Origin of the sequence: Mycobacterium sp. pR1184 (assembly GCF_041287235.1) — a bacterium.
Classification (GTDB): Bacteria; Actinomycetota; Actinomycetes; order Mycobacteriales; family Mycobacteriaceae; genus Mycobacterium.
Genome location: NZ_JBGGKR010000005.1, coordinates 286,864 through 311,914, shown reverse-complemented (window position 1 = coordinate 311,914; position 25,051 = coordinate 286,864). Strand labels below are relative to the sequence as shown.

Annotated in this window: 23 protein-coding genes and 1 pseudogene; 10 read left to right on the top strand and 14 right to left on the bottom strand. The window is 66.8% G+C overall.

Going from position 1 to position 25,051, the window contains the following annotated elements:
- The 4 genes from ACAG21_RS11750 to ACAG21_RS11735 all read right to left on the bottom strand — a co-directional run bounded on the left by ACAG21_RS11750 (window position 1) and on the right by ACAG21_RS11735 (window position 3,404).
- A complete protein-coding gene (locus ACAG21_RS11750; RefSeq protein ID WP_370496237.1) occupies window positions 1–576 on the bottom strand; it encodes a TetR/AcrR family transcriptional regulator in 576 nt (191 codons plus the stop codon).
- A gap of 80 nt (window positions 577–656) precedes the next feature.
- Window positions 657–1,463, bottom strand: a complete 807-nt coding sequence (locus ACAG21_RS11745; RefSeq protein ID WP_370496235.1) for a TrmB family transcriptional regulator — start codon at window positions 1,461–1,463, stop codon at window positions 657–659.
- A 13-nt stretch (window positions 1,464–1,476) separates the two neighbouring features.
- Entirely contained in the window at window positions 1,477–3,111 is a 1,635-nt protein-coding gene (locus ACAG21_RS11740) for a cation acetate symporter (protein ID WP_370496234.1), read from the bottom strand.
- Complete coding sequence (locus ACAG21_RS11735) at window positions 3,108–3,404, bottom strand: DUF485 domain-containing protein (protein ID WP_370496320.1); 297 nt, start codon at window positions 3,402–3,404, stop codon at window positions 3,108–3,110. Before ACAG21_RS11735 ends, ACAG21_RS11740 begins: the two co-directional genes overlap by 4 nt.
- Before the next feature lie 488 nt (window positions 3,405–3,892).
- Between ACAG21_RS11735 and ACAG21_RS11730 the strand changes: the two genes are divergently transcribed.
- Window positions 3,893–4,933: a carbon-nitrogen hydrolase family protein gene (locus ACAG21_RS11730; RefSeq protein ID WP_370496233.1), complete on the top strand. Its 1,041-nt coding sequence runs from the start codon at window positions 3,893–3,895 to the stop codon at window positions 4,931–4,933.
- Here the strand turns inward: ACAG21_RS11730 and ACAG21_RS11725 are convergent.
- The 3 genes from ACAG21_RS11725 to ACAG21_RS11715 form a co-directional block, all read right to left on the bottom strand.
- The gene (locus ACAG21_RS11725) at window positions 4,930–5,943 is read right to left on the bottom strand and encodes a L,D-transpeptidase family protein (protein ID WP_370496232.1); all 1,014 of its coding nucleotides are present in this window, start codon (window positions 5,941–5,943) and stop codon (window positions 4,930–4,932) included. The two genes, ACAG21_RS11730 and ACAG21_RS11725, sit on opposite strands and share 4 nt — an antisense overlap.
- A 118-nt stretch (window positions 5,944–6,061) precedes the next feature.
- Window positions 6,062–7,300, bottom strand: coding sequence for an MFS transporter (locus ACAG21_RS11720; protein WP_370496231.1), 1,239 nt, complete (start codon window positions 7,298–7,300; stop codon window positions 6,062–6,064).
- Window positions 7,301–7,440: 140 nt separating this feature from the next.
- Window positions 7,441–7,731 carry a metal-sensitive transcriptional regulator gene (locus tag ACAG21_RS11715; protein ID WP_370496229.1) on the bottom strand — a complete coding sequence of 97 codons (291 nt, stop codon included), beginning with the start codon at window positions 7,729–7,731 and terminating at the stop codon, window positions 7,441–7,443.
- 99 nt (window positions 7,732–7,830) lie between these two features.
- Between ACAG21_RS11715 and ilvD the strand changes: the two genes are divergently transcribed.
- Window positions 7,831–9,543 carry a dihydroxy-acid dehydratase gene (gene ilvD, locus ACAG21_RS11710; RefSeq protein ID WP_370496228.1) on the top strand — a complete coding sequence of 571 codons (1,713 nt, stop codon included), beginning with the start codon at window positions 7,831–7,833 and terminating at the stop codon, window positions 9,541–9,543.
- Window positions 9,544–9,570: 27 nt separating this feature from the next.
- Here ilvD and ACAG21_RS11705 read toward each other — a convergent pair whose 3' ends face one another.
- Window positions 9,571–10,236, bottom strand: coding sequence for an O-methyltransferase (locus ACAG21_RS11705; protein WP_370496227.1), 666 nt, complete (start codon window positions 10,234–10,236; stop codon window positions 9,571–9,573).
- Window positions 10,237–10,437: 201 nt separating this feature from the next.
- On the opposite strand from ACAG21_RS11705, the gene ACAG21_RS11700 reads away from it, so the two are divergent.
- Window positions 10,438–10,593, top strand: coding sequence for a metallothionein (locus ACAG21_RS11700; RefSeq protein WP_090598597.1), 156 nt, complete (start codon window positions 10,438–10,440; stop codon window positions 10,591–10,593).
- Window positions 10,594–10,628: 35 nt separating this feature from the next.
- Here ACAG21_RS11700 and ACAG21_RS11695 read toward each other — a convergent pair whose 3' ends face one another.
- The 4 genes from ACAG21_RS11695 to ACAG21_RS11680 all read right to left on the bottom strand — a co-directional run bounded on the left by ACAG21_RS11695 (window position 10,629) and on the right by ACAG21_RS11680 (window position 14,868).
- Entirely contained in the window at window positions 10,629–12,725 is a 2,097-nt protein-coding gene (locus ACAG21_RS11695; RefSeq protein WP_370496226.1) for a glycoside hydrolase family 3 C-terminal domain-containing protein, read from the bottom strand.
- Complete coding sequence (locus ACAG21_RS11690; RefSeq protein WP_370496225.1) at window positions 12,713–13,234, bottom strand: TIGR04338 family metallohydrolase; 522 nt, start codon at window positions 13,232–13,234, stop codon at window positions 12,713–12,715. Before ACAG21_RS11690 ends, ACAG21_RS11695 begins: the two co-directional genes overlap by 13 nt.
- Window positions 13,231–13,980 (bottom strand): DUF2786 domain-containing protein, encoded by a 750-nt coding sequence (locus tag ACAG21_RS11685; protein WP_370496224.1) that lies wholly within the window; start codon window positions 13,978–13,980, stop codon window positions 13,231–13,233. Before ACAG21_RS11685 ends, ACAG21_RS11690 begins: the two co-directional genes overlap by 4 nt.
- Before the next feature lie 93 nt (window positions 13,981–14,073).
- Window positions 14,074–14,868, bottom strand: coding sequence for a lysophospholipase (locus tag ACAG21_RS11680; RefSeq protein ID WP_370496223.1), 795 nt, complete (start codon window positions 14,866–14,868; stop codon window positions 14,074–14,076).
- On the opposite strand from ACAG21_RS11680, the pseudogene ACAG21_RS11675 reads away from it, so the two are divergent.
- Together ACAG21_RS11675 and ACAG21_RS11670 are read left to right on the top strand one after the other, a co-directional pair.
- Window positions 14,861–15,992, top strand: a pseudogene (locus ACAG21_RS11675) (sigma-70 family RNA polymerase sigma factor). The gene ACAG21_RS11680 and the pseudogene ACAG21_RS11675 sit on opposite strands and share 8 nt — an antisense overlap.
- Window positions 15,993–16,026: 34 nt before the next feature.
- Window positions 16,027–17,445, top strand: a complete 1,419-nt coding sequence (locus ACAG21_RS11670) for an alpha/beta hydrolase domain-containing protein (RefSeq protein ID WP_370496221.1) — start codon at window positions 16,027–16,029, stop codon at window positions 17,443–17,445.
- Between the two features lie 9 nt (window positions 17,446–17,454).
- On the opposite strand, the gene ACAG21_RS11665 is transcribed toward ACAG21_RS11670, so the two are convergent.
- Window positions 17,455–18,306 carry a LysR family transcriptional regulator gene (locus tag ACAG21_RS11665; protein ID WP_370496219.1) on the bottom strand — a complete coding sequence of 284 codons (852 nt, stop codon included), beginning with the start codon at window positions 18,304–18,306 and terminating at the stop codon, window positions 17,455–17,457.
- 170 nt (window positions 18,307–18,476) lie between these two features.
- Between ACAG21_RS11665 and ACAG21_RS11660 the strand changes: the two genes are divergently transcribed.
- Both ACAG21_RS11660 and ACAG21_RS11655 read left to right on the top strand, forming a co-directional pair.
- Window positions 18,477–19,406: a DMT family transporter gene (locus tag ACAG21_RS11660; RefSeq protein WP_370496218.1), complete on the top strand. Its 930-nt coding sequence runs from the start codon at window positions 18,477–18,479 to the stop codon at window positions 19,404–19,406.
- A 52-nt stretch (window positions 19,407–19,458) separates the two neighbouring features.
- The gene (locus ACAG21_RS11655) at window positions 19,459–20,703 is read left to right on the top strand and encodes an HNH endonuclease signature motif containing protein (protein WP_370496217.1); all 1,245 of its coding nucleotides are present in this window, start codon (window positions 19,459–19,461) and stop codon (window positions 20,701–20,703) included.
- A gap of 86 nt (window positions 20,704–20,789) precedes the next feature.
- On the opposite strand, the gene ACAG21_RS11650 is transcribed toward ACAG21_RS11655, so the two are convergent.
- On the bottom strand, window positions 20,790–21,929 hold the full coding sequence (locus ACAG21_RS11650; RefSeq protein WP_370496216.1) for a dihydrodipicolinate reductase: 1,140 nt from the start codon (window positions 21,927–21,929) through the stop codon (window positions 20,790–20,792).
- Window positions 21,930–21,992: 63 nt separating this feature from the next.
- On the opposite strand from ACAG21_RS11650, the gene ACAG21_RS11645 reads away from it, so the two are divergent.
- Genes ACAG21_RS11645 through ACAG21_RS11635 form a run of 3 tightly spaced genes read left to right on the top strand, consistent with a single transcriptional unit; the run spans window position 21,993 to window position 25,048 of the window.
- Window positions 21,993–22,856: a MarR family transcriptional regulator gene (locus tag ACAG21_RS11645; RefSeq protein WP_370496215.1), complete on the top strand. Its 864-nt coding sequence runs from the start codon at window positions 21,993–21,995 to the stop codon at window positions 22,854–22,856.
- Between the two features lie 13 nt (window positions 22,857–22,869).
- Complete coding sequence (locus ACAG21_RS11640) at window positions 22,870–23,589, top strand: pirin family protein (RefSeq protein ID WP_370496214.1); 720 nt, start codon at window positions 22,870–22,872, stop codon at window positions 23,587–23,589.
- 34 nt (window positions 23,590–23,623) lie between these two features.
- Window positions 23,624–25,048 (top strand): YhgE/Pip domain-containing protein, encoded by a 1,425-nt coding sequence (locus ACAG21_RS11635; RefSeq protein ID WP_370496213.1) that lies wholly within the window; start codon window positions 23,624–23,626, stop codon window positions 25,046–25,048.
- The last annotated feature ends 3 nt before the right edge of the window (window positions 25,049–25,051 follow it).

Here is a 25,051-nt window from a genome sequence, read left to right as displayed (position 1 = left end):
CTACTTCTTCAAGGCGGCCAGCAGCAAGTTGCGCAGCTGGCGGTGGATGAGTTCCAGCGGCGCCACGTCGCGCCGCACCCGGGCCAACACGATGGCGCCCTCGAGCGCCGAGATGGTCAGGACCGCGAGTTCGCTGGCCTGCACCGCAGGTATGCCGTCGGCGATCAGGCGCTGCGCTACCTGGCCGTTCCAGCGGTCGAATACCGCGGCCGCCCGTTCGATGACGGGCGCCATCCGCTCGCGGTCCTGCTCGTCACCGGATTCGACGGAGACCGCCACGATCGGACAGCCTGCGCGGTAATCGCTGTCGAGCAACTGGCGGCGGTACTTCTCGATCAGCGTGTCGAGCAGGTCCAGGCTGCTGTGGGCGTTGTCGATGACGGCGCCGACGTGTTCGCCGGCGTAATCGACTGCCTCGCAGAGCAATTGGGTGCGACCACCCGGGAAGTAGTGATAGGCCGAACCACGCGGGGCCCCACTGTGCTCGAGAACGTCCGAGATCGCGGTGGCGTGAGCACCCCGTTCCCGGATCAACAGCGCGGCGGAGATCACCATCCGCTCGCGTGGACTGCGCATCGCCACCCCTTTCGTCTTATGTATGATGCTATACATAAGTGCCCAGGAGGCGAAAGCTCTCGGCGTGAAATGGGCGGCCATCAGCCGTTGCGGCAGCTCGGGGCGTCGCGCCGGGGCGGATCTGCGGCGACTTCGCCACCGGCGGCCCACAGCACCTCGAACAGGTTGCGGTGCATCTCGACGTACTCGAGGCTCTCGACCACCAGGGCGAAGTTCTCGCGCTTGGACGAAATCATCGCCGCCGACACGTCACCGAGGATCATCGACATCGTGAAGACGTACTCGGCGGGCACATACCGGGTGCGGCGGTAGTCGTCGTAACTGGTGGGCCAGCCGCCGGGCAGGTCCTTCTCCGGCGACCGCAGCACATGCAGCCACAACTGCCGCTCCCGCCGGCCGGCGACATACTCCTGCATCGCCTCGACCCCCGGCACGCTCAACAAGTCGCGCATCGACAGCACGGCCCGCAACGGCGATGGCCAGTCCAGGGTCTCGAACAGTGCCGTCCGGATACCGCTCGCACCGTCGAGGTACCGCACCCGCGGCGTCGTGCCGGCTTTGGCATGAAAGGCCCGCAGTTGGGGCACCACCGATTCCAGCACCCGGCGCCGCTGCCCCCATTCGTCCAGTAGGCGCTGCGGATCTGCCGCTCGCACAATGATTCTGGGGCGTCCGCTGGCTTTCGGATCCTCGCGATGGCTGCCCCCTTCGATCAGCGACACCAACCCGCGCCGGGCCAGGCGTTTGGCGATGTCGTATGCGTTGGTACGGCTGATCTTCGACGCCTCGGCCAGCTGGGCAATGGTCGCCGAGTCCATGTTGAGCGCCGCAAGGTAGAACCGTGCCTCCTTCGGCTCCAGCCCCGCTTCAACCAGCTCTGACCACATGGCGTCTCTCCCGTCAATGGACGAGGGCCTTCTCCACGCCGACACCGGTCAGGGATCGAACCTCCATTTCCGCCTGCTTGGCCGGATCTTCAGGCCGGCGTCGCCCGAGGTAGGTACCGATGATCCCCAGTGCGAACGCCAGCGGAATGCTGACGATGCCGGGGTTCGCCAGCGGAAACCACGCAAAGTCGTGGTGCGGGAACATCGCCGAGCGATTTCCGGATACCGCGGGCGAGAAGACGATCAGCACCAGGCAACTGAGCAGGCCGCCGTAGATACTGAACAAGGCGCCCAGGGTGTTGAAGTTCTTCCAGAACAGCGAATACAGCAGCGTGGGCAGGTTCGCCGACGCGGCGACGGCGAACGCCAGCGCCACGAGGAACGCCACATTCTGGCCCATCGCCAGGATTCCGAGAACGATGGCCAGGATGCCGATTACGACGACCATCGCCCGCGACACCCGAACCTGTTGTTCCTCGGAGGCCGCACCCCGCTTGATCACGCCGGCGTAGATGTCGTGGGCGAACGAGGTGGCCGCGGTGATCGCCAGGCCGGCCACCACCGCCAGAATCGTGGCGAATGCGACGGCGGAGATCACGCCGAGGAATACCGTTCCGCCCAGCTTGAATGCCAGCAACGGCGCGGCGGAGTTCTCTTTTCCAGCGGTCGCGAGGATCACGTCGGGCCCGACCAGCCATGCGGCGCCGTAGCCGATGGCCAACGAGAACAGGTAGAAGATTCCGATCAAACCGATCGCCCAGGTGACCGAGCGGCGGGCCTGGATGCCGGTCGGAACCGTGTAGAAGCGCATCAGCACGTGGGGCAGCCCGGCCGTTCCCAGCACCAGGGCAATGCCCAAGGAGAGGAAGTCCAGCTTGGTGATGTGAGTCGCGCCGTACTTAGCGCCCGGACCGAGGATGTCACGACCGGCGACGGCTTCGTTGGCCGAATGGGCAACCATCGCTTGGGCATTGGCGAGCAGCCGGGAGAAATCACCGCGAACCGCGATCACGACCAGCGCGAACATGATCGCGGCACCGGTCACCAGCAGGACGGCCTTCACCATCTGCACATACGTGGTGCCCTTCATGCCGCCGATCAGCACGTAGGCGATCATCAACCCGCCGACGACCGCGACCACCGTCGACTGACCGATCCGGCTGCGCACGTCGAGCAGCAACGCGACGAGCCCACCGGCGCCGGCCATCTGGGCGAGCAGGTAGAACAGGGAGACCGTGAGCGTCGACACGGCGGCGGCCATCCGGACCGGACGCTGCCGCAGCCGAAAGCTCAGCACATCGGCCATCGTGAAGCGGCCGGTGTTTCGCAGCATCTCGGCGACCAGGAGCAGCGCCACCAGCCATGCCACCAAAAAGCCGATCGAATACAGGAATCCGTCGTAGCCATAGATCGCGATGGCACCGGATACGCCAAGGAACGACGCGGCCGACAGGTAGTCGCCGGCGATCGCGAATCCGTTTTGCGCCCCGGAGAACTCACCGCCTCCGGTGTAGAAATCGCTGGGCCGCTTGGTGGTTCGACCGGCCCAGACCACCAGGGCCATCGAACCCGCGACGAACACCCCGAAGACCGCGATGTTGACCAGTGGATTGCCGACGTTGGCGGCAGCCGCAAGGGTAGCGGTCACGCGCTCACTCCTTCGAGTTCGTCGCGGAGCTTCGCGGCCCGCGGATCGAGTGTGCGACCGGCGAAGCGAACGTAGGCGACGGTAATTCCGAAAGTCGTGACGAATTGGCCAAAGCCAAGCAGCACACCGAGATTGACGTTGCCGAACACCCTGGTCGCCATCAAAGAATGCGCATACGTGGCGAGCAGCATGTAGGCCAGGTACCAGGCGAGGAAGAACGCCGTCATCGGAAAGACGAATCGCCGTACCCGGTGCCGCAGATCCTGAAACTCCGGGGTGGCTTGCATGCGCACGAAGTCGTCGAGTCCCGGCGCCGTTCGCGCCGCCCCGAAGCAAGCTGCCGAATCCTGTTCCGAATGGCCATTGTTGGACGGCTGCGGCGGCGCGACAGGCGGGGTAGGCCCGCGTTGCTGTTGGCTGCTCGCAGTTGGCTGTGACACGTGAACCTCCGAATTCAGCACAAAGTGGTGTCGAAAAGTGTCGACTTACTAAATCGAGCGCGGCGAATAGTGTTGTGCATCACTATAAGTGGCCGACCGCCGTCGGCAACTCATCGGTGAAAGCCTTTGCCTATCACCTGCTCGACAGAAACTCCCAGTGGCCATCGTTGTCGAGAAGTGTCGACAGTCAGGTCGAAATATCCGCCAGGACAATCCGATTGACAGGCAATTGGCGGTGAATAGAGTGGTCTTCGCGGACCGGTCCGGCCCGCGAAGCATTGTCGATCGATCACAACAATCTCGAGAAGGGCCACGACATGTCATCGCTTCGCCTCCCGACAGTGGCTGTTGCCGCCGTGAACGCGGCGCCCGTCTTCCTCGACCTGCGAGCCAGTATCGACAAAGTCGAGGACCTGGTGGCAACCGCCGCCCGAGACGGAGCGCAGTTGGTCGTGTTCGGCGAGGCATTTCTCGCGGGATTCCCGATCTGGAATGCCGTTCTGCCTCCGATCGATCAACACGGATGGCACGAGCGGCTCGTCGCCGAATCGATCGTCGTGCCCAGTCCCGAAACGGAGCGACTGGGCCGCATCGCCCGCGCGAACCGGGTGACACTGTCGGTCGGAGTAAACGAACGCAATCCCGATAGCCTGGGCCAACTTTGGAACTCGAACCTGGTGTTCGACCCGAGCGGGCGGCTGGTGAATCACCGTCGCAAGCTCGTGGCCACCTGGTACGAACGCCTCACCTGGTCACACGGAGACGCTCACGACCTGCGCCCGGTCGAGCTCGACGGGTGGCGTCTCGGCGCGCTCATCTGTGGCGAAAACACCAACACGCTAGCGAGATTCACCTTGCTCGCCCAGGGGGAACGGCTGCACATCGCGACCTATCCGCCGGCGTGGCCGTTCGACGGCCGGTCCGAGGACTTCGACTACGACCTCTGCGAGTTCATCCGGCTACGCAGCGCCGCGCACGCGTTCGAGGGCAAGGTATTCGTCGTCGTCGCGGCCACGACGCTGGACGACACGGCTGTAACGGCGGTCGCCGGCGGCGACACCCGCATCGAAAAGGCTTTGACGGCAACACCTCCCGCCGCGATGGTGATCGGCCCCGACGGTCGGGTCGTGGCCGGTCCGATGACCCAGGCCCAGGGAATCCTGCACGCCGAGGTCGACCTGCGCAAGGAAGTCGTCGCCAAGCAGGCCCATGACATCGTCGGCACCTACAACCGTGCGGACATCTTCAGCCTGTCGGTCGACATGACGCGCCCGAAGATCCTGCGCGCCAATCACCAGGTAAGCCAACCGGGTCAGACCGACTCGGCCACCGAGGACCGCGTCGTCGTCACGAACAATCTCGACGCGGCCTCGACCGGCTAGTTGGTGATCCAGTCGCTGGAGCCGTCGTTCTTCTTGTACGACCCGCCGCTGGAGTTCTTCACGATGATCGGATCCCCGGGCCCGAAGTTGTCGAAGAACCACTTGGCGTTGCTGGGGCTGATGTTGATGCAGCCGTGGCTGACGTCGCGCTTGCCCTGGTCGTCTACCGACCACGGCGCGCTGTGCACGAAGTCGCCGACGTTGTCGAATCGGACGGCCAGCTCGACGGTCACCTTGTAGCCGTAGGTCGAGTTGACGGGAACCCCGTAGGTCGAGGAGTCCATCACCACCGAGGGCATCTTCTCCTGGACGTAGTAGGTGCCGTTGGGGGTTTGGTGGTTACCGGCCGTCATGCCCATCGACATCGGGATGGTCTTCTCCAGCGTGCCGTTACGGGTCACCGTCAGCTGGTGCGTCGCATCGTCAGCCGTGGCGATCAGCTGGTCTCCGGTCCGGAAGCTGGACTTGGTGCCGCCGGCGTCGATGTTGACCGCGGTGTTGGCGGGCCAGAAGTTGATCGGGCGCCAGCGCAGCTGAGTCGGGGTCATCCAGTAGAACTTGCCCGGGACCGGCGGGATCGACGAGACGTGCACGGCGGCCTGGGCGGCGCCGGCGTCGTCGACCCGTCCCGGGAAGTTGATGATGATCGGCTGCGCGACGCCCACCATCGAGCCGGTCTTGGGCACGAATGAGGGCGTCCCGAACGGCGCGGTGCCGGTGAACGGGGTCGGGTCCTGCCCGTCGGCAGCACCGGCCGCGGCCGGCACGACGCCGGGCGGCGCCCAGGGCGGCGGTGGCGGCGCGTCGCCGGGCGGCGGGGGTGGCAACCCCGGCAGCGGCGGCAGCTCGAACGGCGGCGGAGGCGGCGCGGGGGGCGCGGCGACCACGTTCGGGTCGGCGGGAACCGGGTCCGGATCGGCGAGTGCGGGGCCGGCGCCGAGCACCAGCACGGCGGCGACGCCGACCGCGTTCAGAGCCGCGAAGAGGCTTGCCCTCGTCCAGCCCGACATATGCGTACCTCCAGTCAGTTACTGGACCCCAGTGTGGCATAGCGACGCCACCAGCTACCTAATCCGGGCCGGCCACGACACCACTTCTGCCCGCATTTAGGCCCGGTGACCTGCCAAGCTAGGAATCGCGTGAGCTTGCCGGAGCAACGTCGAGCATCCGTCGGTTGACCGCAATTCCGACCAGCGCGATTCCCATCAGACCCGCCGATGCGGTGAGCATCGTGGCCACACTGTGCTCGTACAACAGGCCGCCGCACAGTGAGCCGGCCATGATGCCCACCTGGAACGCCGTCACGTACAGACCGGACGCGCCGTCGGGGTCGTCCGCGCCGTTGCGCATCGCGGCCGATTGCATCATCGGGGACACCGCCGTGGCCATTGCGCCCCACAGCACGATCGCGGCGGTCCCGATCAGCGCGCTCGCCACGGTGGTGGTGCGGTCGCCGAACGCCAGCGCGGTCAGCACCACGAACGCCACGGTCAACCCGGCCATGCACAGGATGATGGCGCCCCGCGGCCGCCGGTCCAGCGGCCGCGCCACCAGGGGCACCGACAGCAGGCCCGCCAAGCCGTAGGCCGCCAGCAGCCAGGCCTGGTTCGGTCCGCGCACGCCGACGACGTCGCGGATTACCACCGAGATGTAGGTGTAGGAAACGAAATGGCCGGTCACCGCGACCATCGCGAGCAGACTGACCGTGATCAACCACGGGTTGCGGTGGTGACGCGACCGCGGGCCGACGCAGGCCAGCTGGTCTTCGGTGAGCACCATTTGCGGCAGCATCGCCCGGGCGGCGATCGTCACGACGACGGCCGCGACCAGCACGCACACCACCGCCAACCGCCAGCCCCACATCAGGCTCAACGCCGCCGTGAGCGGGCTCCCGACCACCAGAGCCAGGCTGGTCCCGACATAGATGGAGGTCGTCGCGCGGCCCGCATGGCTGGCCGGCACCAGCCGGGTGGCGATCGGGGCGATCACCGCCCACAGCAGGCCGTGCGTGAACGCGCACAGCACGCGTCCGGCCGCCAGCACCCCGAAGGTAGGCGCCAGCGCCGAGATGGCCTGCGAGGCGGTCAGGCAGGTCAGACTCAACAGCAGCGCGCGCCGGCGCGGCCAGTGCGCGGTCCAGCGCACCAGCGGAACCGTCGTCAGCGCCGCGACCAGCGCATACCAGGTCAGCAGGGTGCCGACGTAGACGACACTGACATGCAGGTCGCGGGAGATCGCGGACAGCGCGCCCACCGGCAGGATCTCGGCCGTGACATAGATGAAGGCCGCCGCTGCCAGCACGGCCAGCTGCACGGCGATCCGTGGCGTCCACGTTCGCGCGGCGGCTGTTCCGGTTTCGGCAGTCATGGCGTGGGATACGGTATCGGCCGGGCTCCCCAGTTCCTGGGTTGTCGTGCCTAATGCGATCACACTGCCTTACCGTACGCACCTCAACAACGGGTTCGGCCAACTTAGGACCGCAACACCGGTCTCAACTACGTCACCGATCAGGAACGAACGAGACGCGCGATGGCCGCGGATGCCTCGGCCAGCTTCTCGTCTGCCTCGCTGCCGCCCTCGGCGACGGCGCGGGTCACACAGTGCCCGAGGTGCTCGTCCAGCAGGTTCAGCGCCACCGACCGCATCGCGCTGTTCACGGCGCTGATCTGAGTAAGCACATCGATGCAGTACTTGTCTTCCTCGATCATCTTGGCGATGCCGCGCACCTGCCCCTCGATGCGCCGCAGCCGCTTGGCGTAATTGTCCTTCTGCTGCGAGTATCCATGTGGAGTCGTCATCTCAGCCTCTCTGCGGCGTGGCAAACCTCCACAATACCCTATACCCCAGCGGGGTATTACCCGTGAAATTGGCTTGTCAACACCGCGCATACTTGATCAATGGCCCTGCACACCGACGCGGCAACAGCCGATATCAAGCCCCGCAGTCGTGACGTCACCGACGGTCTGGAGAAGACCGCCGCCCGGGGCATGCTGCGTGCCGTAGGCATGGGCGACGAAGACTTCGCCAAGCCGCAGATCGGCGTCGCCTCGTCCTGGAACGAGATCACGCCGTGCAACCTCTCGCTGGACCGGCTGGCCAAGGCGGTCAAGGAGGGGGTGTTCGCCGCCGGCGGCTACCCGCTGGAATTCGGCACCATCTCGGTCTCCGACGGCATCTCGATGGGCCACGAAGGCATGCACTTCTCCCTGGTGTCACGCGAGGTGATCGCCGACAGCGTCGAGACCGTGATGCAGGCCGAACGACTCGACGGCTCGGTGCTGCTGGCCGGCTGCGACAAGTCGCTGCCCGGCATGCTGATGGCTGCCGCACGTCTGGACCTGGCCTCGGTGTTCCTCTACGCGGGCTCGATCCTGCCGGGCGTGGCCAAACTCTCCGACGGCAGCGAGCGCGAGGTGACGATCATCGACGCGTTCGAGGCGGTCGGCGCCTGCTCGCGCGGGTTGATGTCGCGCGAGGACGTCGACGCCATCGAGCGCGCGATCTGCCCCGGCGAGGGCGCCTGCGGCGGCATGTACACCGCCAACACGATGGCCAGCGCCGCCGAGGCACTGGGCATGTCACTGCCCGGCAGCGCCGCTCCCCCGGCCACCGACCGCCGCCGCGACGGGTTCGCCCGGCGCAGCGGACAGGCCGTGATCGAACTGCTGCGCCGCGGCATCACCGCCCGCGACATCCTCACCAAGGAAGCCTTCGAGAACGCAATCGCGGTGGTGATGGCGTTCGGCGGCTCGACCAACGCGGTGCTGCACCTGCTGGCCATCGCCCACGAGGCCGAGGTCGCGCTGACGCTCGATGACTTCAGCCGGATCGGGTCCAAGGTGCCGCACCTGGCCGACGTCAAGCCGTTCGGCCGGCACGTGATGTCGCACGTCGACCACATCGGCGGCGTCCCGGTGATGATGAAGGCCCTGCTCGATGCGGGGCTGCTGCACGGCGACTGCCTCACGGTCACCGGACGCACCCTGGCCGAGAACCTGGCCGCCATCGAGCCGCCGGACCCGGACGGCAAGGTGCTGCGCGCGCTGAACAACCCGATCCACCCGACGGGTGGCATCACCATCCTGCGCGGTTCGCTGGCGCCCGAGGGCGCGGTGGTCAAGTCGGCCGGTTTCGACTCGGACGTGTTCGAAGGCACCGCAAGGGTTTTCGACGGCGAGCGCGCTGCTCTGGACGCGCTCGAAGACGGCACCATCACCAAGGGCGACGCGGTGGTGATCCGCTACGAGGGCCCCAAGGGCGGGCCCGGGATGCGCGAAATGCTGGCCATCACCGGGGCGATCAAGGGTGCCGGGCTCGGTAAAGACGTGCTGTTGCTCACCGACGGCCGGTTCTCCGGCGGAACCACCGGCCTGTGTGTGGGACACATCGCACCGGAGGCAGTGGACGCCGGGCCGATCGCATTCCTGCGCGACGGCGACCGGATCCGGCTCGACGTCGCCGGCGGCACCTTGGACGTGCTGGGCGACGCGGCCGAATTCGCTTCTCGCCAAAGTGGTTTCACGCCTCCTGCCCCGCGTTACAAGACCGGCGTGCTGGCCAAGTACGTCAAGCTGGTCAGCTCGGCCGCGATCGGCGCGGTCTGCGGCTAACCGGTTTGGCCGCTATGCGGCCGCGGTTCAGAGATCTTTGACCAACGCAATGGCGAAGCCGTCCCAATGCTTGGCTCCGACCGTCTGAATCACCGCGGTGTCCAGCTGCGCGTGCTCACCCATCACCTGCAGCGTCTGACGGGTCGCGGCGACCTTCTCGTCACCGGAATCCGGTGACAGGATTTCGCCTTCCCGAATTACGTTGTCCACCACGATGAGTGCGCCGACGCGGGTCAGCTTGATCGCCCACTCCAGGTACTTGGGATAGTTTTCTTTGTCCGCATCGATGAACACCAAGTCGAAGGGGTCGCCGTTCAGCGTCCGCAGGGTTTCCAGTGCCGGGCCGACGACCACCTGGACCCGATCGACGACGCCGGCCCGCTTCAGGTTGGCGCATGCGACGTCGGCGTGCTTGGACTCGAATTCCAGCGTCACCACCTGTCCGTCCGGGCCCGCCGCGCGCGCCAGCCAAATGGTGCTGAAACCACCGAGGGTGCCGATTTCGAGAATGCGCCGCGCCTGGATGGCGCCGGCCAGCAGCGACAGGAACTTGCCCTGCTGCCACGACACCGCGATCTGTGGCAGACCGGCGGCGTTGCTTGCCTCCAGCGCCGCGGCCAAGGCCGGATCGTCACCGATGACGGTGCTGTCCAAGAAGGCGTCGACGTCTTGCGGGGTGGGTTTGTCGGTCATGCGATCCACGCTAGCCGCACGTGGCGCCGGCCGCCGTCTCGCACCTGGTCGTGCATCCAATCGATAACAGACACACCGCTGAGGCTTTACCAGATACCCGTATGGGGTATACATTGATCGTGGCGGCCCGCTCGTCGGGCAGCCACGGAAGGTAACCACTGGATTGCGGTGAAACCAACCGGGATCCCGTAACAGACAAGGGTGATTCACATGGCGCACTACGACGAGGGGACCCAGCTGACTTGCGGTCACGAGGGATGCGGATGTCGCGTCCGCATCGAGGTCGCATGCCACTGCTCGGGCGCGAACGAGGACTACCGCTGCTCCTGCGGCGAAGCATTGGTGCCCGTCAAGTAAATCCGGCCGGCCGGTCGTCGCGTTCGACGTGCCAATCAGCGCCCGAACGCACGACCGGCCAGCTCGACCTCGGCCGTCAGCCGAACCGCGACCGCCGAGGCGCCGACGGCCACCGGGTATCGGCCCGGCTCGATCCGCCAACTGCCGTGTTCGTAGCGGGCGAGCAAGCGCGGGTCCGCCGAGATCGTCACCCGGCACGTCGCACCCGGGTCCAACTCGACCCGCTCGAATCCCAGCAACCGCGGGCGTTGGTGAGACAGATACAGCTGTGGGACATCGGCCCCGCTGCGCTCGCCGGTGTTGGCGACGGTGAAGCTCGCCGTGACCGTGTCACCGCCGGTGACCACCAAGTCGTAGTACTCAAAGCTGGTGTAGGACAAGCCATGACCGAACGCGAATAACGGCGTGTGCCCCTTACCGGCGAACCACCGGTAACCGACGTCCGCGCCTTCGAAGTAGTCGATCGCGGTCGGCGTGCCGAACGCGGCGCCGAGGCCAGGCAGCTCCGGGCGCGGCGTCTGGTGTAGTCCGGCCGGAAACGTGATCGGCAGGCGACCCGATGGATTCACTTGTCCGGCAACGACCTCCGCGATCGCCTGGCCACCGGCCTGGCCCGGATACCACGCCTGCAGGATCGCGTTCGCCGAATCTCGCCACGGCATCACCACCGGGTTCCCGGTCTCCAGCACCACCACCGTGTTCGGGTTGGCGGCCGCAACCGCGGCGATGACCTCATCTTGACCCCACGGCAGCGACAAGTCGGCGCCGTCGAATCCCTCGCCCTCGACCCGGATCCCGAACACGATCGCTACGTCGGCCCGTCGCGCGGCCAGCACCGCTTCGGCCGGACTGAGGCCGGGATCGAACTCGACCTGCGCGTTGGGCAATTGCTTCCTGAGTTCCTCGACCGGACTGGACGGCAACAGGTACAGATTTCGGGTGCTTCCGGTCAGACCCGCTCCTCCGATCGGGACCACCTGCGCGTAGCCGCCGGGCGGAACGACGGCACTCGAGCCGCAGCCCGTCGGAACTCCCAGCTGCGCGTGGCCGCCGATCACGACGATGCGGGCATCGGGTGCCAGCGGCAGCACCCCGCGGTTCTGCAGCAGCACGGTGCCCTGGCGTGCGATCTGCAGCGCAATCTCGTTGTGGGCGGCCATATCCGGCTCGGGACCGTCCCGGTCGATTCCGACCGCGAACATCGAGCGCAGGATCCGCCGAACCATGTCGGACAGGCGGTCTTTGGGCAGCTTGCCGTCGGCGTAGGCGGACCGCAGCGGTTCGGTGAATGCCTCCGCACCCCAGAACACGGTGTCGATCTGGGCGCCGCATTCCTGGTCCAGGCCGGACAGCGCGCACTCCCAGCTGGGTGTGGCGCCCCAGTCGGACATGACCCAACCCCGATATCCCCACGCACCCTTCAGGATGTCGTTGAGCAGCAGCGCGTTCGCCGAGGCGTAGTCACCGTTGACCTTGTTGTAGGCGGTCATCACCGCACCCGGCGCAGACCGCTCGATCGCGATCTCAAAGGCCAGCAAGTCGGACTCGCGATGCGCGTTGGGGTCGATGACAGCGTTGAGCCAATGCCGATTGGTCTCGTTGCAGTTCAGCGAGTAATGCTTGACGGTCGAGATGACGCCCTGCTGCTGGATTCCGTTGACGGATTCGGCTGCGATCGTCGCCGTCAAAAGCGGGTCTTCCGAGACGTATTCGAAGTTTCGGCCGTTGCGAGGGTCGCGCGCCAGGTTCATCGCGCCGGCCAGTTGCACGTTGAATCCACGGCTGCGAGCCTCGCGGCCGATCACCGCGCCGGCGGCGTGCGCGAGCGCCGGATCGAAACCCGCGGCCAGCGCCAGGCCGGCCGGCAGCGCGGTCGCGGTGTCACCCGGGCGGTAGCCGGGATTGGTGACGCCGAGCCCGGCATCGCTCATTCGTAGCGGCGGGATACCAAGCCGGGGAATCCCCGGCACGTAGCCGGCACTCATCGGCGTGCCGGGCGGGATGCGGTCGTCCGGCAGTGGCCACAATTCCGACGTTCCCATCACCGCGACCAGCAACGTGAAGCGTTCGTCGTCGGTCATCCGGCTCTCGACGTCGCGGGCCCGGGCGTCCGGATCGTCTAATTCGCCCATGTGACACCTTCTTTGGCGTACACCACCCGCAGCACATGCCCGAGCTCCGGCCCCATCACCAACTGCGCCAGCGTGCAGAGCGTGTCGACGAACTCCGGACCGTGCGCCGGCTGCGCCCGGCACAGGTGATGCGCCACTTCGTGCAGCACCACCAGCTCGCGTAGCGCCCAGTCGGCGGTGTGACGGTCGGGAACCGCGATAATGCCTGTGTCCTCGTAGTTTTCGTAATGAGCCGCGGTGGCGGCCCGCCGCGGACGCACTCTCAGGGGCGCCACCTCGGGCCACCGGTCGCGTACCGCCGGCAGCGTAAGCACCTGGTCAACATAGCGCTGCACCGACGCCACCGAGCCGAATCGCGCTTCCGGCGGCAGTGTCAACTGGCTGCCGAAGAACTCCACAGCCGACGATCGGTGCTCGGCGGCACGGTCGAACAACGTGCGGACGAACTCCTCGGCCGCATACACCTTGGCGCGCTGGGAATCCCGCTTCGGCGCATCCCCGGCGGTCACGTGCCCAGCGCGCTCCGCGCTCCGGGCAGCTCGGCACTGTTACCGAGCCGCGCCCGCTTGCCGGCCCGATCGCCGGCGCGCCGCGCCGCCGACGAATATCCCGCTGTCGCCCGGCTCACCTGGTAGGTGCCGCGCGCCTTGGACGCCTTGCGATAGTGATCGTGCAGCTCGATATCTTTGTCCCGCAATGCGATAGCGGTTCCCGGCCGACGGCTGCTGTCCTTGGTGGCCTCGCGCCGGGCCTCTTCGCGCGCCTCGCTGAGCCGGTGGCCGATGCGTGCCCCGAAGGCCAGCTGGAAGTTCAGCCGGGCGGTGATCGTCGGGGTGGGCCGGTGCGCGCCCGAGGCGAGGTAGGCATCCGAGGCGCGCACCATCTGAACGACCAGGCTGGCGTAGAGGGCGTGACTGGCGTCGATATCCTCGGCAAACCCGTAGGCGTAGACGAACGTCGAATTCGACGCCACGTCGCAGCGCACGTCGTTCGCGGATGCGATCAGCACGAATAGCTGCACGTAGGTCCGCAACCCCTTGGTGCCGGCCGCCCCGATCGTGATGGTCCGCTGCGTCGGCGCTTGGGCCGCCGAACGGTTGGACGAATGCGAACGGGCGACCGCCAAGTCGATGGACGCCGCCGTCGCCAACCGTTGCGCGGCCGTCATGAAGGCATCGGCCTCGTGCGCGTTGTCGGTGCCCTCGGCCTGACGCAGCAGCGCGGCGATGCGCGCCAACATTTTGTCGTCAGTCATAGCGCCACTCCTCCTCATCGCTTCGCTCTGCATCGTCGTTGGCGCGAGTCATAGCGCCAAACTACGGGAGCATCCCGACAATTCGCTCAACGCTCACAAACGCTCGATGATCCAGGCGACGACGTCGTCGAGCACCTCGTCCTGTTCCGGCTCGTTGAAGACCTCGTGGTAGAGCCCCGGGTACACCTTCAGCGTGACGTCGGTGGATCCCACACATTCGACCAGGCGACGACTTCCGGCGACGGGCACCAGCCGGTCGCATTCGCCGTGCACCACCAGTAGCGGAGCGGTCAGGGCCGGCGCGCGCTGCGGCATCGTCTCGCTGACCTCCAGCATCGCCCGGCCGACGCCGAACGGGATCTTTCCGTGGTAGACCAGCGGGTCGGCCTTGTAGGCGGCGACCACGGCGGGGTCACGGGAGATGGCGTCGACGTCGAGGTCCTGCACCGGCACGCCGGGCAGCACCGAGCCGAGGACTTTAGCGGCGAACGCCACCAGCCCGGGCACCGCGTCCTGGGCGGCCACCACCGGCCCGGACAGCACCATCAGGTCGTAGTTGTCCGGGCGCTCGACGCCGTAGGCGAAGACGATGCCACCGCCCATGCTGTGCCCGAGCACGATGGTTTTGAGACCGGGGTGTTCGCGGGTGGCGATACCGACCAGGGTGTCGAAGTCGGCCGTGTACTCCGACACGTCGCGCACCAGCATGCGTTTGCCGCCGGAGCGGCCGTGCCCGCGGTGGTCCAGCGCGTAGGTGACCAGTCCGGCCTGCTCGAAGCGCTGGGCGACATGGTCGTAGCGGCGGGCATATTCGCCCAGGCCGTGCGACAGCACCACCACGGCCCGCGGCGGGGTATCCGGCGTCCAGACGTCGTACACAATGCGCACGCCGCCGAGGCCGTCGAAGTTCCGTTCAGTGCGGGTCACGGGTCGTCCTAGTCATTAGGGGCAGCGTAATGGCTCCTGCGCCGCTGTTGTCCGAGGCGCTGCGTAGGCTCAGTCGGGTGAGCGTGCTCGCGGAGAATTCCGGCGACGCAGAAATCCCCGCCCCGGGTGGGGGCCACGGCGATTTCTCGGCCCATGCGGAGCCGTATCGCCGCGAGCTGCTGGCGCACTGCTACCGGATGACCGGCTCCCTGCACGACGCCGAAGACCTGGTGCAGGAGACGCTGTTGCGGGCGTGGAAGGCCTACGACCGGTTCGAAGGCAAGTCCTCGATTCGCACCTGGCTGCACCGCATCGCCACCAACACCTGCCTGAGCGCGCTGGAGGGCCGCACGCGACGGCCGCTGCCCACCGGGCTCGGCCAGCCTAGCTCGGATCCGACCGCCGAGCTGGTGGAACGCCGTGAGGTGCCCTGGCTGGAACCGCTGCCCGACATGACCGAGGATCCGGCCGACCCGTCGGTGATCGTGGGCTCGCGCGAATCGGTGCGGTTGGCATTTGTCGCTGCGCTGCAGCACCTCTCACCCCGGCAGCGAGCCGTGCTGCTGCTGCGCGACGTGCTGCAGTGGAAGGCCGCCGAGGTGGCCGACGCGATCGGTACCACCACGACCGCGGTCAACAGCCTGCTGCAGCGGGCGCGGACCCAGTTGGAAGCCGTCGGGCCCAGCTCGGATGACCGCTTGGCGGCGCCGGATTCGTCCGAAGCGCAGGACCTGCTGGCCCGCTACATCGCGGCGTTCGAGTCCTACGACATCGACCGGCTGGTCGAGCTGTTCACCGCCGAGGCGGTCTGGGAGATGCCGCCGTACACCGGTTGGTACCACGGTCCGCAGGCCATCATCACCCTGATTCATCAGCAGTGCCCCGCCGAACACCCCGGCGACATGCGGATGATCCCGCTGATCGCCAACGGGCAGCCCGCCGCGGCGATGTACATGCGGGCCGGCGCGCAGCACGTGCCGTTCCAGCTGCACGTGCTCGATGTCCGTCCCGACGGGGTGTCGCATGTGGTTGCATTTCTGGACGACACTTTGTTCACGAAGTTCGGCCTGCCCCGCTCCCTGTGACAGCGCAGCTGCCGATCCGAGAAGGGTTGCGCCCATGACGGAATCCCCCAGTATTACGCCGGCGCCCGGCAAGCCGCTCTTGCTGTTGGGCGGCTTCGATATCGGCGACCTCGGATATGTCGCCGAAGAGTTCTTCGTCTCGGGTACGGCCACGTCGTACGCTCCGGCCTCGGAGTTGCAACCCGACGGCCGTTGGGCCGTAACACCTTCCGGCACCGCCGATTACACGACTCGGGTCGTAGTGCTCACGCCGTCGGATCCGGAGCGGTTCAACGGGACCGTGCTGGTCGAGTGGCTCAACGTCAGCGGCGGCATCGACGCGCCGGCGGTGTGGATGATGGCGCACCGCGAAATCATCCGGTCGGGCTACGCCTACGTCGCGGTCTCGGCGCAGAAGGTCGGAGTGGACGGCGGTGCCAGCTTGCTCGGTTTCGACATGTCGCTGCGGAGCCAGGACCCGACGCGGTATGCGGCACTGAGTCACCCAGGCGATGCGTTCAGCTTCGACATCTTCTCGCAGACCGGCGAGCTGGCCCGCAATGCCGACATCCTGCGCGGCCTGCGGCCCGGACACGTTGTCGCCCTGGGTGAATCGCAATCGGCGATGTACCTCACCAGCTACGTCAACGCGGTCGATCCGCTGGCCGGAGTCTACGACGGTTTCTTGGTGCATTCGCGATTCGCTTCTGCCGCACCGCTGGACGGCGGCTCGGTCCTCGACGAATTTCAGGTGGACCTCCCCCAAGCCGTCAACTTCCGCGCCGACCTGCGCGTGCCGCTGCTGACGATCATCACCGAAACCGACCTGTTCGGCGCCGTGCGGCATGGCTACTACTTCGCCCGGCAACCCGACAACGAGCGGCTGCGGGTCTGGGAAATCGCCGGCGCCGCGCACGCCGACAACTACACGATCCAGGTGGCACCGATCGACACCGGCTCGGCGCCGCTGCAGGACATCGTGGCCGCCTATGCACCCACCAACATGCTGATGGGCCAGCAGCTCGACCATTACATCAATTTCGCGCCGCAGCATCACTATGTCGTGCAGGCGGCGATCGCGGCGCTGACCGCGTGGGTCCGGACCGGTCAGGCAGCACCGGCCGCCCCTCCCATCGAAATCGGTGAAGCCGAACCGCCCCAACCGATTCTGGATCGCAACGGCCTCGCACGAGGCGGCCTGCGTACGCCGTGGGTAGACGTGCCACTGGCCCGGACGTCAGGAGACGGTGCCTGGGACAACGCGCCGGAGAACGTGATGTCGGCGATCTTCGGTTCCGGCGAGCCCTTCGACGAGGCCACCGTGCGACGGCTCTACCCGGGCGGGGCCACGCAGTATCTGGACAGCTTCATGACGGCGCTGGATGCGGCCATCCAGTCCGGCTTCATCCTGCCCGCAGACCGTGCCGAGATCCTAAAGCTGGCCCGCGCCACTTACCCCGGCAACGATTCATAAAGTCCGCGTTCATCTTTCACCGGCCAGCACGTCGCGCACCGCGGCGTCGACGGTCTGCAGCACGTCGGGGTCCAGACCCGAGCGGCCGCGGACCAGGATCGAGGCGGCATTGGGTGCCGGCAGCCCCTCGGCCGCGCACACGCCGTCGGGAAGCTTGTCGATCTTCGGCAGCAGAGCCAACCCGAGACCCGAGCGCACTGCCGCGTAAAGCCCGGCCAGATCACCGCATTCGGCCACCACCTGGTAGTCCACCCGATGCTTCTCGAGCAGTGCGAAGGCCGGCTCGCGCAGGGTGCACGGTTCGGCATAGATCACCAGCGGCAGTGGCTCTGCCTGCTGCACGCTGAAGGTTCGTGCTGAAACCCAGTGCAGCTGAACGATTCCCGAAGCATTGGCACGATCCAGCCCGGATCCGTCGAGCATGATCGCCAAATCCACCAGCCCGCGGTCGATCGCGTCCGCCAGGGAAACGTTGCGGTCCAGCCGGAATCGCGGCCGCCGGTCCGGAAGGCGTTCGCGCAGCACGCGGGTCAGGGCGGGCAGCATCACGTCCGCGCCGTGCTCGGTGGCGCCGACCGTGAGCACTTTCTGTTCGGTCGCACCCAGATCGTCGAGCGCCGCGTCGTGCGCCGCCAGAATCGTGCGTGCATGCCGCAGCACCCTCTGACCCGTCTCGGTGAACAAGACGCCTCGCCCGGAGCGCTCGACCACCGGCTCACCGACCACACTCTCGAGTTTTCGCAAGTGCTGACTCACCGCGGACTGACTCAGGCGCAGCGCCGCGGCCGCACGGTGAAATCCGCCACAGTCGGCCACCGCGACGAGACTGCGCAGCGGCGCGATATCGAGCACCTGGGCCATGCCGTCACCCTAGTTCGATCAGCAGAAATGATCAATCATTCAACGCGTGAGCGGTAAATATGCGTCGCACGGGGATGATCGATAAGTAATCACAATCGGTCTTGATCGCCATAAATCGTTGGACGCAATAGGTAGCCGTTCGCGAGCATGGAGGAATGCACCTGCCACGCATGCCTTTGAGTACCGCTTCGGCGGTGACGTTGACCTATGCGATCGGGTATCCCATCGGCGCCCTCGCGGTGGCCGAGATGACCCCGATGGCCGTGCTGGTGCTGCGCTTCGGATTCGCCGCCGTCATCCTCGCGGCGTGGGCCCTGCTGGCGCGGGCGTCGTGGCCACGCGGTGCGCAGTTCGGCCACGTCATCGTCGCGGGCCTGCTGATCCAGGCCGTACAGTTCTGCTGCCTGTACGAGGCCTTGTTGCTCGGGGCGTCCGCGGTGCTCTGCGCGGTGGTGATCGCAATGAATCCGGTGATGACGGCGATCCTCGCCACGCTGTTCCTGCGCGAGCCGCTTGGCCGGCTGCGAATCGTCGCCCTGATTCTCGGCGTCGCCGCCGTACTTGCCGCCTGTGCGCGGCGCCTGATGGGCATGCACGGCGTCGACCCGGTCATGTTGCTGCTTGTGTTTGGGCTGCTTGGCCTTTCGGCCGGTGGGGTGTATCAGCAGCGGTTCTGCCAGGGCGTCGACTTCCGCACGATGAGTGCGGTGCAAAACTGCGTGGCATTCATTCCCGCGGCGGCGCTGGCGATGCTGACACCGTTCGCCGTGCACGACGCGGGCAAAGCCGCGGTCGCGATCGCGGCCATGGTCCTGTTCAATGCAACGCTCGCGGTCAGTATTTACCTGCGCGCCATCAGCATTCACGGCGCAGCGGCGGTGGCGATGCTGTTCGCGGTCATTCCCGCGGCCGCCGCGGTGCTGAGCTGGCTGATGCTGGGTCAGCGCCCGGACGTCGGCGTCGCGATCGGGCTGCTGGTTGGCGGCCTGGCGTGCTGGCTGAACAGCCGGGCCGCCAGCCGGCACCGCGCGCAGACACCAAGCCCCGAGCCGGAATTCGCGCCCGCGCAGCACAACATGGTTTGCACAGCGGCCGACTAGCGTTGGCGATCCGTCAGCGAAACTTGTCGTACCCCGCTGCGATGATGGCGTTATGTCCTTGACCGCTTCGTCTAGCGCCGTTGAATCGCGCCCGGCGGACCGTCTTGGGGTGTTGTTCGAGGAGTTGGCGGAGTTGGCCGGTCAGCGTAATGCGATTGATGGGCGAATTGTGGAGATTGCCGCCGAGATCGAGCGCGACGAGTTGTGCGGGGCTACGGGGGCGCGGTCGGTGGCCGCATTGCTGGCGTGGAAGCTCGCCCTGTCCTCGGCCAACGCCCACACGATCACCACGATCGCGGGCCGGCTCGAGGAGTTCCCGCGGTGCGCGGCCGGGATGGCCGAGGGTCGGCTGTCGCTGGATCAGGTCGGCGTCATCGCCGCGCGGGCCGGCGAGGGATCCGATGCGCACTATGCGGAGCTGGCCTCGGTGGCGACGGTCAGCCAGTTGCGCACCGCGGTCAAGCTGGAACCGCGCCCCGACCCGGACCCTCGGCCGCAACCGCAGCCCTCGATCACCACCACCTCCGACGAGGAGTTCACGTGTTGGCGGATCAGACTTGCCCATCCCGAGGCGGCGACGTTCGAGGCGGCGTTGGCGTCTCACCGGGATGCGCTTTTCGCCGAATGGAAACGCGATCACACCGAAAGCGACCCCGCGCACAGGCCCCCGCTGCCGAACACCATCGACGCGTTCATGCGCCTTATCGAAGCCGGCTGGGATAGTGAGGCGGCCCGCCGCCCGCACGGGCAGCACACCACCGTGGTGGTGCACCTCGACGTGCAGCAGCGTGCCGCCGCACTGCATCTGGGTCCGCTGCTGTCTGAGGCACAACGCCAATACCTGACCTGCGATGCCACTTGTGAGGTCTGGTTCGAACGCGACGGCGAGCCTATCGGCGCCGGCCGCACCACCCGGGTGATCAGCCGGCGGCTGCGCCGCGCCCTGGAGCACCGTGACCGTAGCTGCGCGGTCCCCGGGTGTGGGGCGACCCGTGGTCTGCACGCCCACCACCTCCGGCACTGGGAAGACGGCGGCCCCACCGAGTTGTCCAACCTGGTGCTGCTCTGCCCGTATCACCACCGGTTGCACCACCGTGGCGTGATCACCCTCATCGGACCCGCTGACGCTCTCATCGTCACCGACGAGGACGGCCGACCACTTAGCGCAGGATCGCTCGCGCGTCCCCCGAACCTTCCCCTGCCCGATGTCCCACCGTGCCCCGGGCCAATCGGTGAGCGCGCCGACTGGTGGTGGTATGACCCCTTTCAACCCCAACCACCACCACCAAACAACTAGGTCGGTTACCAGAGCCGGTAATCGCCGGTGCGGCGCCGAACCCGAAAAGTGGTGCGACATAAACAACGTCGCCTAAACGCGGGTCGCTAGACCGCCAGCAGGCGACTGTCCGGTGGTGGGCCTCCGACCGAGCGGACCAGGCCGGCCCCGGTGATCAGCGGCAGGTCGAGTGCGGACAGTAGTCCGGGCGCGGCCGCGCACACCGCGGGAATGGCGTTGACCATGCGCGAGGAGCCCGCGATGCGCGCCCCCAGATCGTGGTCGTGGTCCTCGGCCATCTCGAATTCGCAACGCATAGTCGGCGAGCCCTCAATCTCGACGCGGTACACACCGCGGCCCGACGCCAGTCCGAAACCGAGGTCTTTCGGCGGAAGACTGATGTGCGGTTGGGGCCAGTCTCCGGCGATGTCGTCGCGCATCCGCGTCACGTGGTCGACGACGAAAGTTGGCCTTTCCCCGACGTATCCGGTGAGCGTCGAGCGCATCGCGGCGATCGTTCCGGCCTCGATGTGCCCGGTGGGGGTGTCGAATGACTCGGCGGCGGGGACGCGTTCGTTGCTCTCCTCGATGTGGTCGATTTTGACGCCCAGCCCAGTGGCCAACTGGTGCAGCACCGGGCCCCAGCCGAAGGTGAATATCCCCGGCTGCGCAGCGAACGCCGGATACTCCGGTGGCTTACCGAAACCGAGGATCTCGTACACCGCCGCCTGGTCCGGGTAGGTGGCGTAGTTGAACATCTCCGTCACCCGCACCGATTCGATGACCCGCGACACTCCGGTAAGCACCAGCGGCAGAACATCATTGGCGAAACCGGAGTCAATGCCGGTGGTCAAGAACGACACCCCGCCCTCCAGCGCGGCCCGGCGTAGCGGATCGGTGAAGGCACCGTCGACGGCGTCGGGAAAGACCAGCGGCACCACCGAACACGACACCACGTTCTTACCGGACCGCAGGATTGACACCATGTCCTCGACAGCCTCCAGCGGGCGCAAATTCGCCCCGGCGGCGTAGACCACCGCGTCGGCGTCACCCGCCAGCAGTGCTGCCGGGTCCTGGGTGGCCACCACGCCGACGGGCGCGATTCCGCACAGCTCCCCGGCGTCGCGGCCCGCCTTGGCGTCGCTGTGCACGACGAGATCGGTCAGTTCCAGCTCGGGGTGGTCGATCACGCCCCGCAGGGCGATGACACCCATCGAGCCCGGCCCCCAGACTCCCACCTTCAGCACGACTAGTCTCCTAATATTAGGAATGCTGTTCTTACATTTTGGACGAATGCTAGGGAGCCAAGCATGGGTACGTCAACCGCCAAGTCGCCGCCCACCGCGCGGGTGATGGATGTGCTTGCCTCGCTCGCGGATTCGCCGGACGGGCGAACCTCGGCCGAGCTGGCGAAGACCTGCGGGATCAGCACCTCGACCTGCGCGCTGGTGCTGGCCGAGCTGGAACGCCGGTCCTGGGTAACCCGGCGCGGGGACCGCCGCTTCTGCCTGGGCAGCGGACTGTTCGGGCTGGTGCACGGGCTACGGACACAGTTCCCCCTGCTGGACCGTGGCCGCGATGCATTGGCCTTCCTGCACCGCACCCTCGGCGCGGGCTGCTCGATGTCGAAGATCGGCGACCGGCACCTGACCACGGTCGACGCGGTGGGCCACGGCACCGATGGCGCGCATGCCGTCGGCCAGCGCTTCCCGATCGATCCCCCGTTCGGCCTGGTCGCGATGGCCTGGCGAGACGACGATTTCGTGGCTGCCTGGCTGCAGCGGGTGACGCCGCGGCTGACCCGCGACGAAATCGCGCAGCATCAGCGGGTACTCGCCGACATCCGGTCCCGCGGCTACGGCGCCTGGCGGTTCGACGACACTCACCAGTCGCTGCACCTTCGGCTGGCCGACCTGCTCGCGTCGCTGGAACCGACCGCACAGGTCACCCGGCAACTCACCACGCTGATGACCATGGTGACGCTGCAATCCGTTACCGACACCCTTGAAACAGACTTGCCGTCAACGGAATTCGTCGTGCTGCCGATCTTCGGCCAGAACGGGCAGCCGGAGTACCAGATCGAGATCCACCTGGGCGGCCCGGCCGGTTTGACGCTGCCGGCACTCGATGCCGCGCTGCAGCACGCACAGCGACTGCTGGGCGCGCAGGTGTGATTACGCTGAAGGCATGCCTGCCAACTTCGAGATTCGGCGCGCAGCTGACCGGGCTGTCACCACGACGCCGTGGCTGAAATCCAGACATTCGTTTTCCTTCGGCGACCACTACGAGCCGGATAACACCCACCACGGCCTGCTGGTGGTGAACAACGACGACGTCGTGGCGCCACGGAGCGGATTCGACACCCACCCGCATCGCGACATGGAGATCGTCACATGGGTGCTGGAAGGCGAATTGACACACCAGGATTCGGCCGGCAACCACGGTGTCATCTATCCAGGCCTGGCGCAGCGCATGTCGGCGGGCAGCGGGATCCTGCATTCGGAGAAAAACGATTCATCAACGCAGCCAGTGCATTTCATCCAGATGTGGGTTATCCCCGATGAATCTGGAATACCACCGAGCTATCAGCAACACGAGATCGGCCACATCGGCGCCGAACTGGTGACCATCGCCTCGGGCATCCCGGGGCGCGACGCGGCGATCTCGCTGCACCACCGCGATGCGGCCCTGCACGCCGCGCGGTTGCAGCCCGGCAACACCGTCACTACTCCCGGCGCCCCCTATCTGCACGTCTTCGTGCCGCGCGGCCGGCTGACCCTGGGCGGGACCGATGAACTCGCCGAAGGCGATGCGGCCCGCATCACAGACGGCGGCGGCGCCCGGCTGACCGCGCACGAACCGACGGAGCTACTGATCTGGGAGATGCACGCCAAGCTGGGCGGCTAGACCAATAGAGTGGGCGTGACAGACGGGAGCTGGGATGTCGAAAGGCCAACCGCGGCACGCGGTGCCGAATCCGAAGCGGAACGCAAAGGCGCTGAGAACCGTGCGGTTCTGGGCGTTGCCGATCGGCGCCACGCTGGCCCTCATGTCGGCGCTGTGCGCGCTGTATCTGGGCGGCATCTTGAATCCCACCACCAACCTGCGCCACTTCCCGATCGCGGTGGTGAACGAGGACGCCGGAACCGCCGGCCCGAAGATCGTCGACGGACTGGTGTCCGCGCTGGACAAGAACAAATTCGACATCCGCGTGGTGTCCCACGACGAGGCCAAACGGCTGCTGGACCGCGCGCAGGTGTATGGCGAATTGGTAATTCCGCCAACGTTCTCGTCGAGTTTGCGCGAGTACGGCGAGAGCGCGGTGATGCCGGCCAAGGCCGACCGGCCTTCGGTCACGATCTTCACCAACCCGCGCGCCGGAACACTGGGCGCCGGCATCGCCGGACAGACCCTGAACCAGGCCATGGCTGTTGCGAATACCAAAGTAGGACAATACCTTTCGTCGCAGGTCGCGGAGCAGACCGGCGGTGCGCCGTTGACCGGTGCGTCGCAGGCGGGACTGGCCAGCCCGATCGACATCAAATCGGCCGTGTACAACCCGCTACCCAACGGCACCGGTAACGGACTGTCGGCGTTCTACTATGCATTGCTGTTGTTGCTGGCCGGGTTCACGGGCAGCATCGTGGTGTCCACCTTGGTGGATTCATTGCTCGGGTATGTGCCCGCCGAATGGGGGCCGGTGTATCGATTTGCCGAGCAGGCCAACATCTCTCGCTTCCGCACCTTATTGGTGAAGTGGGGCATCATGCTGGTGCTGGCGTTGCTGACGTCGGGTGTCTACCTGGCCATTGCACACGGGCTCGGCATGCCCATCGCGCTCGGCTGGGAGTTGTGGGCCTACGGCGTATTCGCGATCGTCGCGGTCGGCGTGACGTCCAGTTCGCTGATCGCGGTGCTCGGTTCGATGGGCCTGCTGTTCAGCATGCTGGTTTTCGTGATCCTCGGCTTGCCGTCGGCGGGCGCCACCGTCCCGCTCGAGGCGGTGCCGCCGTTCTTCCGCTGGCTGGCCGAGTTTGAGCCGATGCACCAGGTGTTCCTGGGTGTCCGGTCGCTGTTGTATCTCAACGGCGACGGGGCGGCCGGCCTGACGCAGGCGTTGGTGATGACGTCGATCGGTCTGGTGATCGGCCTGCTGGTGGGCGGTATCACCACGCGCATATACGACCGCAGCGGCTTCCACCGGATTCCCGGCGCGATCGGCGTGGCAATCGCCGAGGTGCACCAGTCCCAACACCAGGCGCGCAAGACCGGTAAGCACGAGAGTTCGGACCAAGCCCCCGACGCCGAATCCAGCCACCCGGACCCCAGCGAGCCCGACGCCGAAAGCGTAAGCGAGCAAACGTAATTC

Bases quoted from the DNA above. Each gene is read 5' to 3' on its own strand.
- ACAG21_RS11750 (WP_370496237.1), bottom strand. From the start codon at position 576: ATGCGCAGTCCACGCGAGCGGATGGTGATCTCCGCCGCGCTGTTGATC.
- ACAG21_RS11745 (WP_370496235.1), bottom strand. From the start codon at position 1,463: ATGTGGTCAGAGCTGGTTGAAGCGGGGCTGGAGCCGAAGGAGGCACGG.
- ACAG21_RS11725 (WP_370496232.1), bottom strand. From the start codon at position 5,943: ATGTCGGGCTGGACGAGGGCAAGCCTCTTCGCGGCTCTGAACGCGGTC.
- ACAG21_RS11720 (WP_370496231.1), bottom strand. From the start codon at position 7,300: ATGACTGCCGAAACCGGAACAGCCGCCGCGCGAACGTGGACGCCACGG.
- ACAG21_RS11715 (WP_370496229.1), bottom strand. From the start codon at position 7,731: ATGACGACTCCACATGGATACTCGCAGCAGAAGGACAATTACGCCAAG.
- ilvD (WP_370496228.1), top strand. From the start codon at position 7,831: ATGGCCCTGCACACCGACGCGGCAACAGCCGATATCAAGCCCCGCAGT.
- ACAG21_RS11705 (WP_370496227.1), bottom strand. From the start codon at position 10,236: ATGACCGACAAACCCACCCCGCAAGACGTCGACGCCTTCTTGGACAGC.
- ACAG21_RS11695 (WP_370496226.1), bottom strand. From the start codon at position 12,725: ATGGGCGAATTAGACGATCCGGACGCCCGGGCCCGCGACGTCGAGAGC.
- ACAG21_RS11685 (WP_370496224.1), bottom strand. From the start codon at position 13,980: ATGACTGACGACAAAATGTTGGCGCGCATCGCCGCGCTGCTGCGTCAG.
- ACAG21_RS11670 (WP_370496221.1), top strand. From the start codon at position 16,027: ATGACGGAATCCCCCAGTATTACGCCGGCGCCCGGCAAGCCGCTCTTG.
- ACAG21_RS11665 (WP_370496219.1), bottom strand. From the start codon at position 18,306: ATGGCCCAGGTGCTCGATATCGCGCCGCTGCGCAGTCTCGTCGCGGTG.
- ACAG21_RS11660 (WP_370496218.1), top strand. From the start codon at position 18,477: ATGCCTTTGAGTACCGCTTCGGCGGTGACGTTGACCTATGCGATCGGG.
- ACAG21_RS11655 (WP_370496217.1), top strand. From the start codon at position 19,459: ATGTCCTTGACCGCTTCGTCTAGCGCCGTTGAATCGCGCCCGGCGGAC.
- ACAG21_RS11645 (WP_370496215.1), top strand. From the start codon at position 21,993: ATGGGTACGTCAACCGCCAAGTCGCCGCCCACCGCGCGGGTGATGGAT.
- ACAG21_RS11640 (WP_370496214.1), top strand. From the start codon at position 22,870: ATGCCTGCCAACTTCGAGATTCGGCGCGCAGCTGACCGGGCTGTCACC.
- ACAG21_RS11635 (WP_370496213.1), top strand. From the start codon at position 23,624: ATGTCGAAAGGCCAACCGCGGCACGCGGTGCCGAATCCGAAGCGGAAC.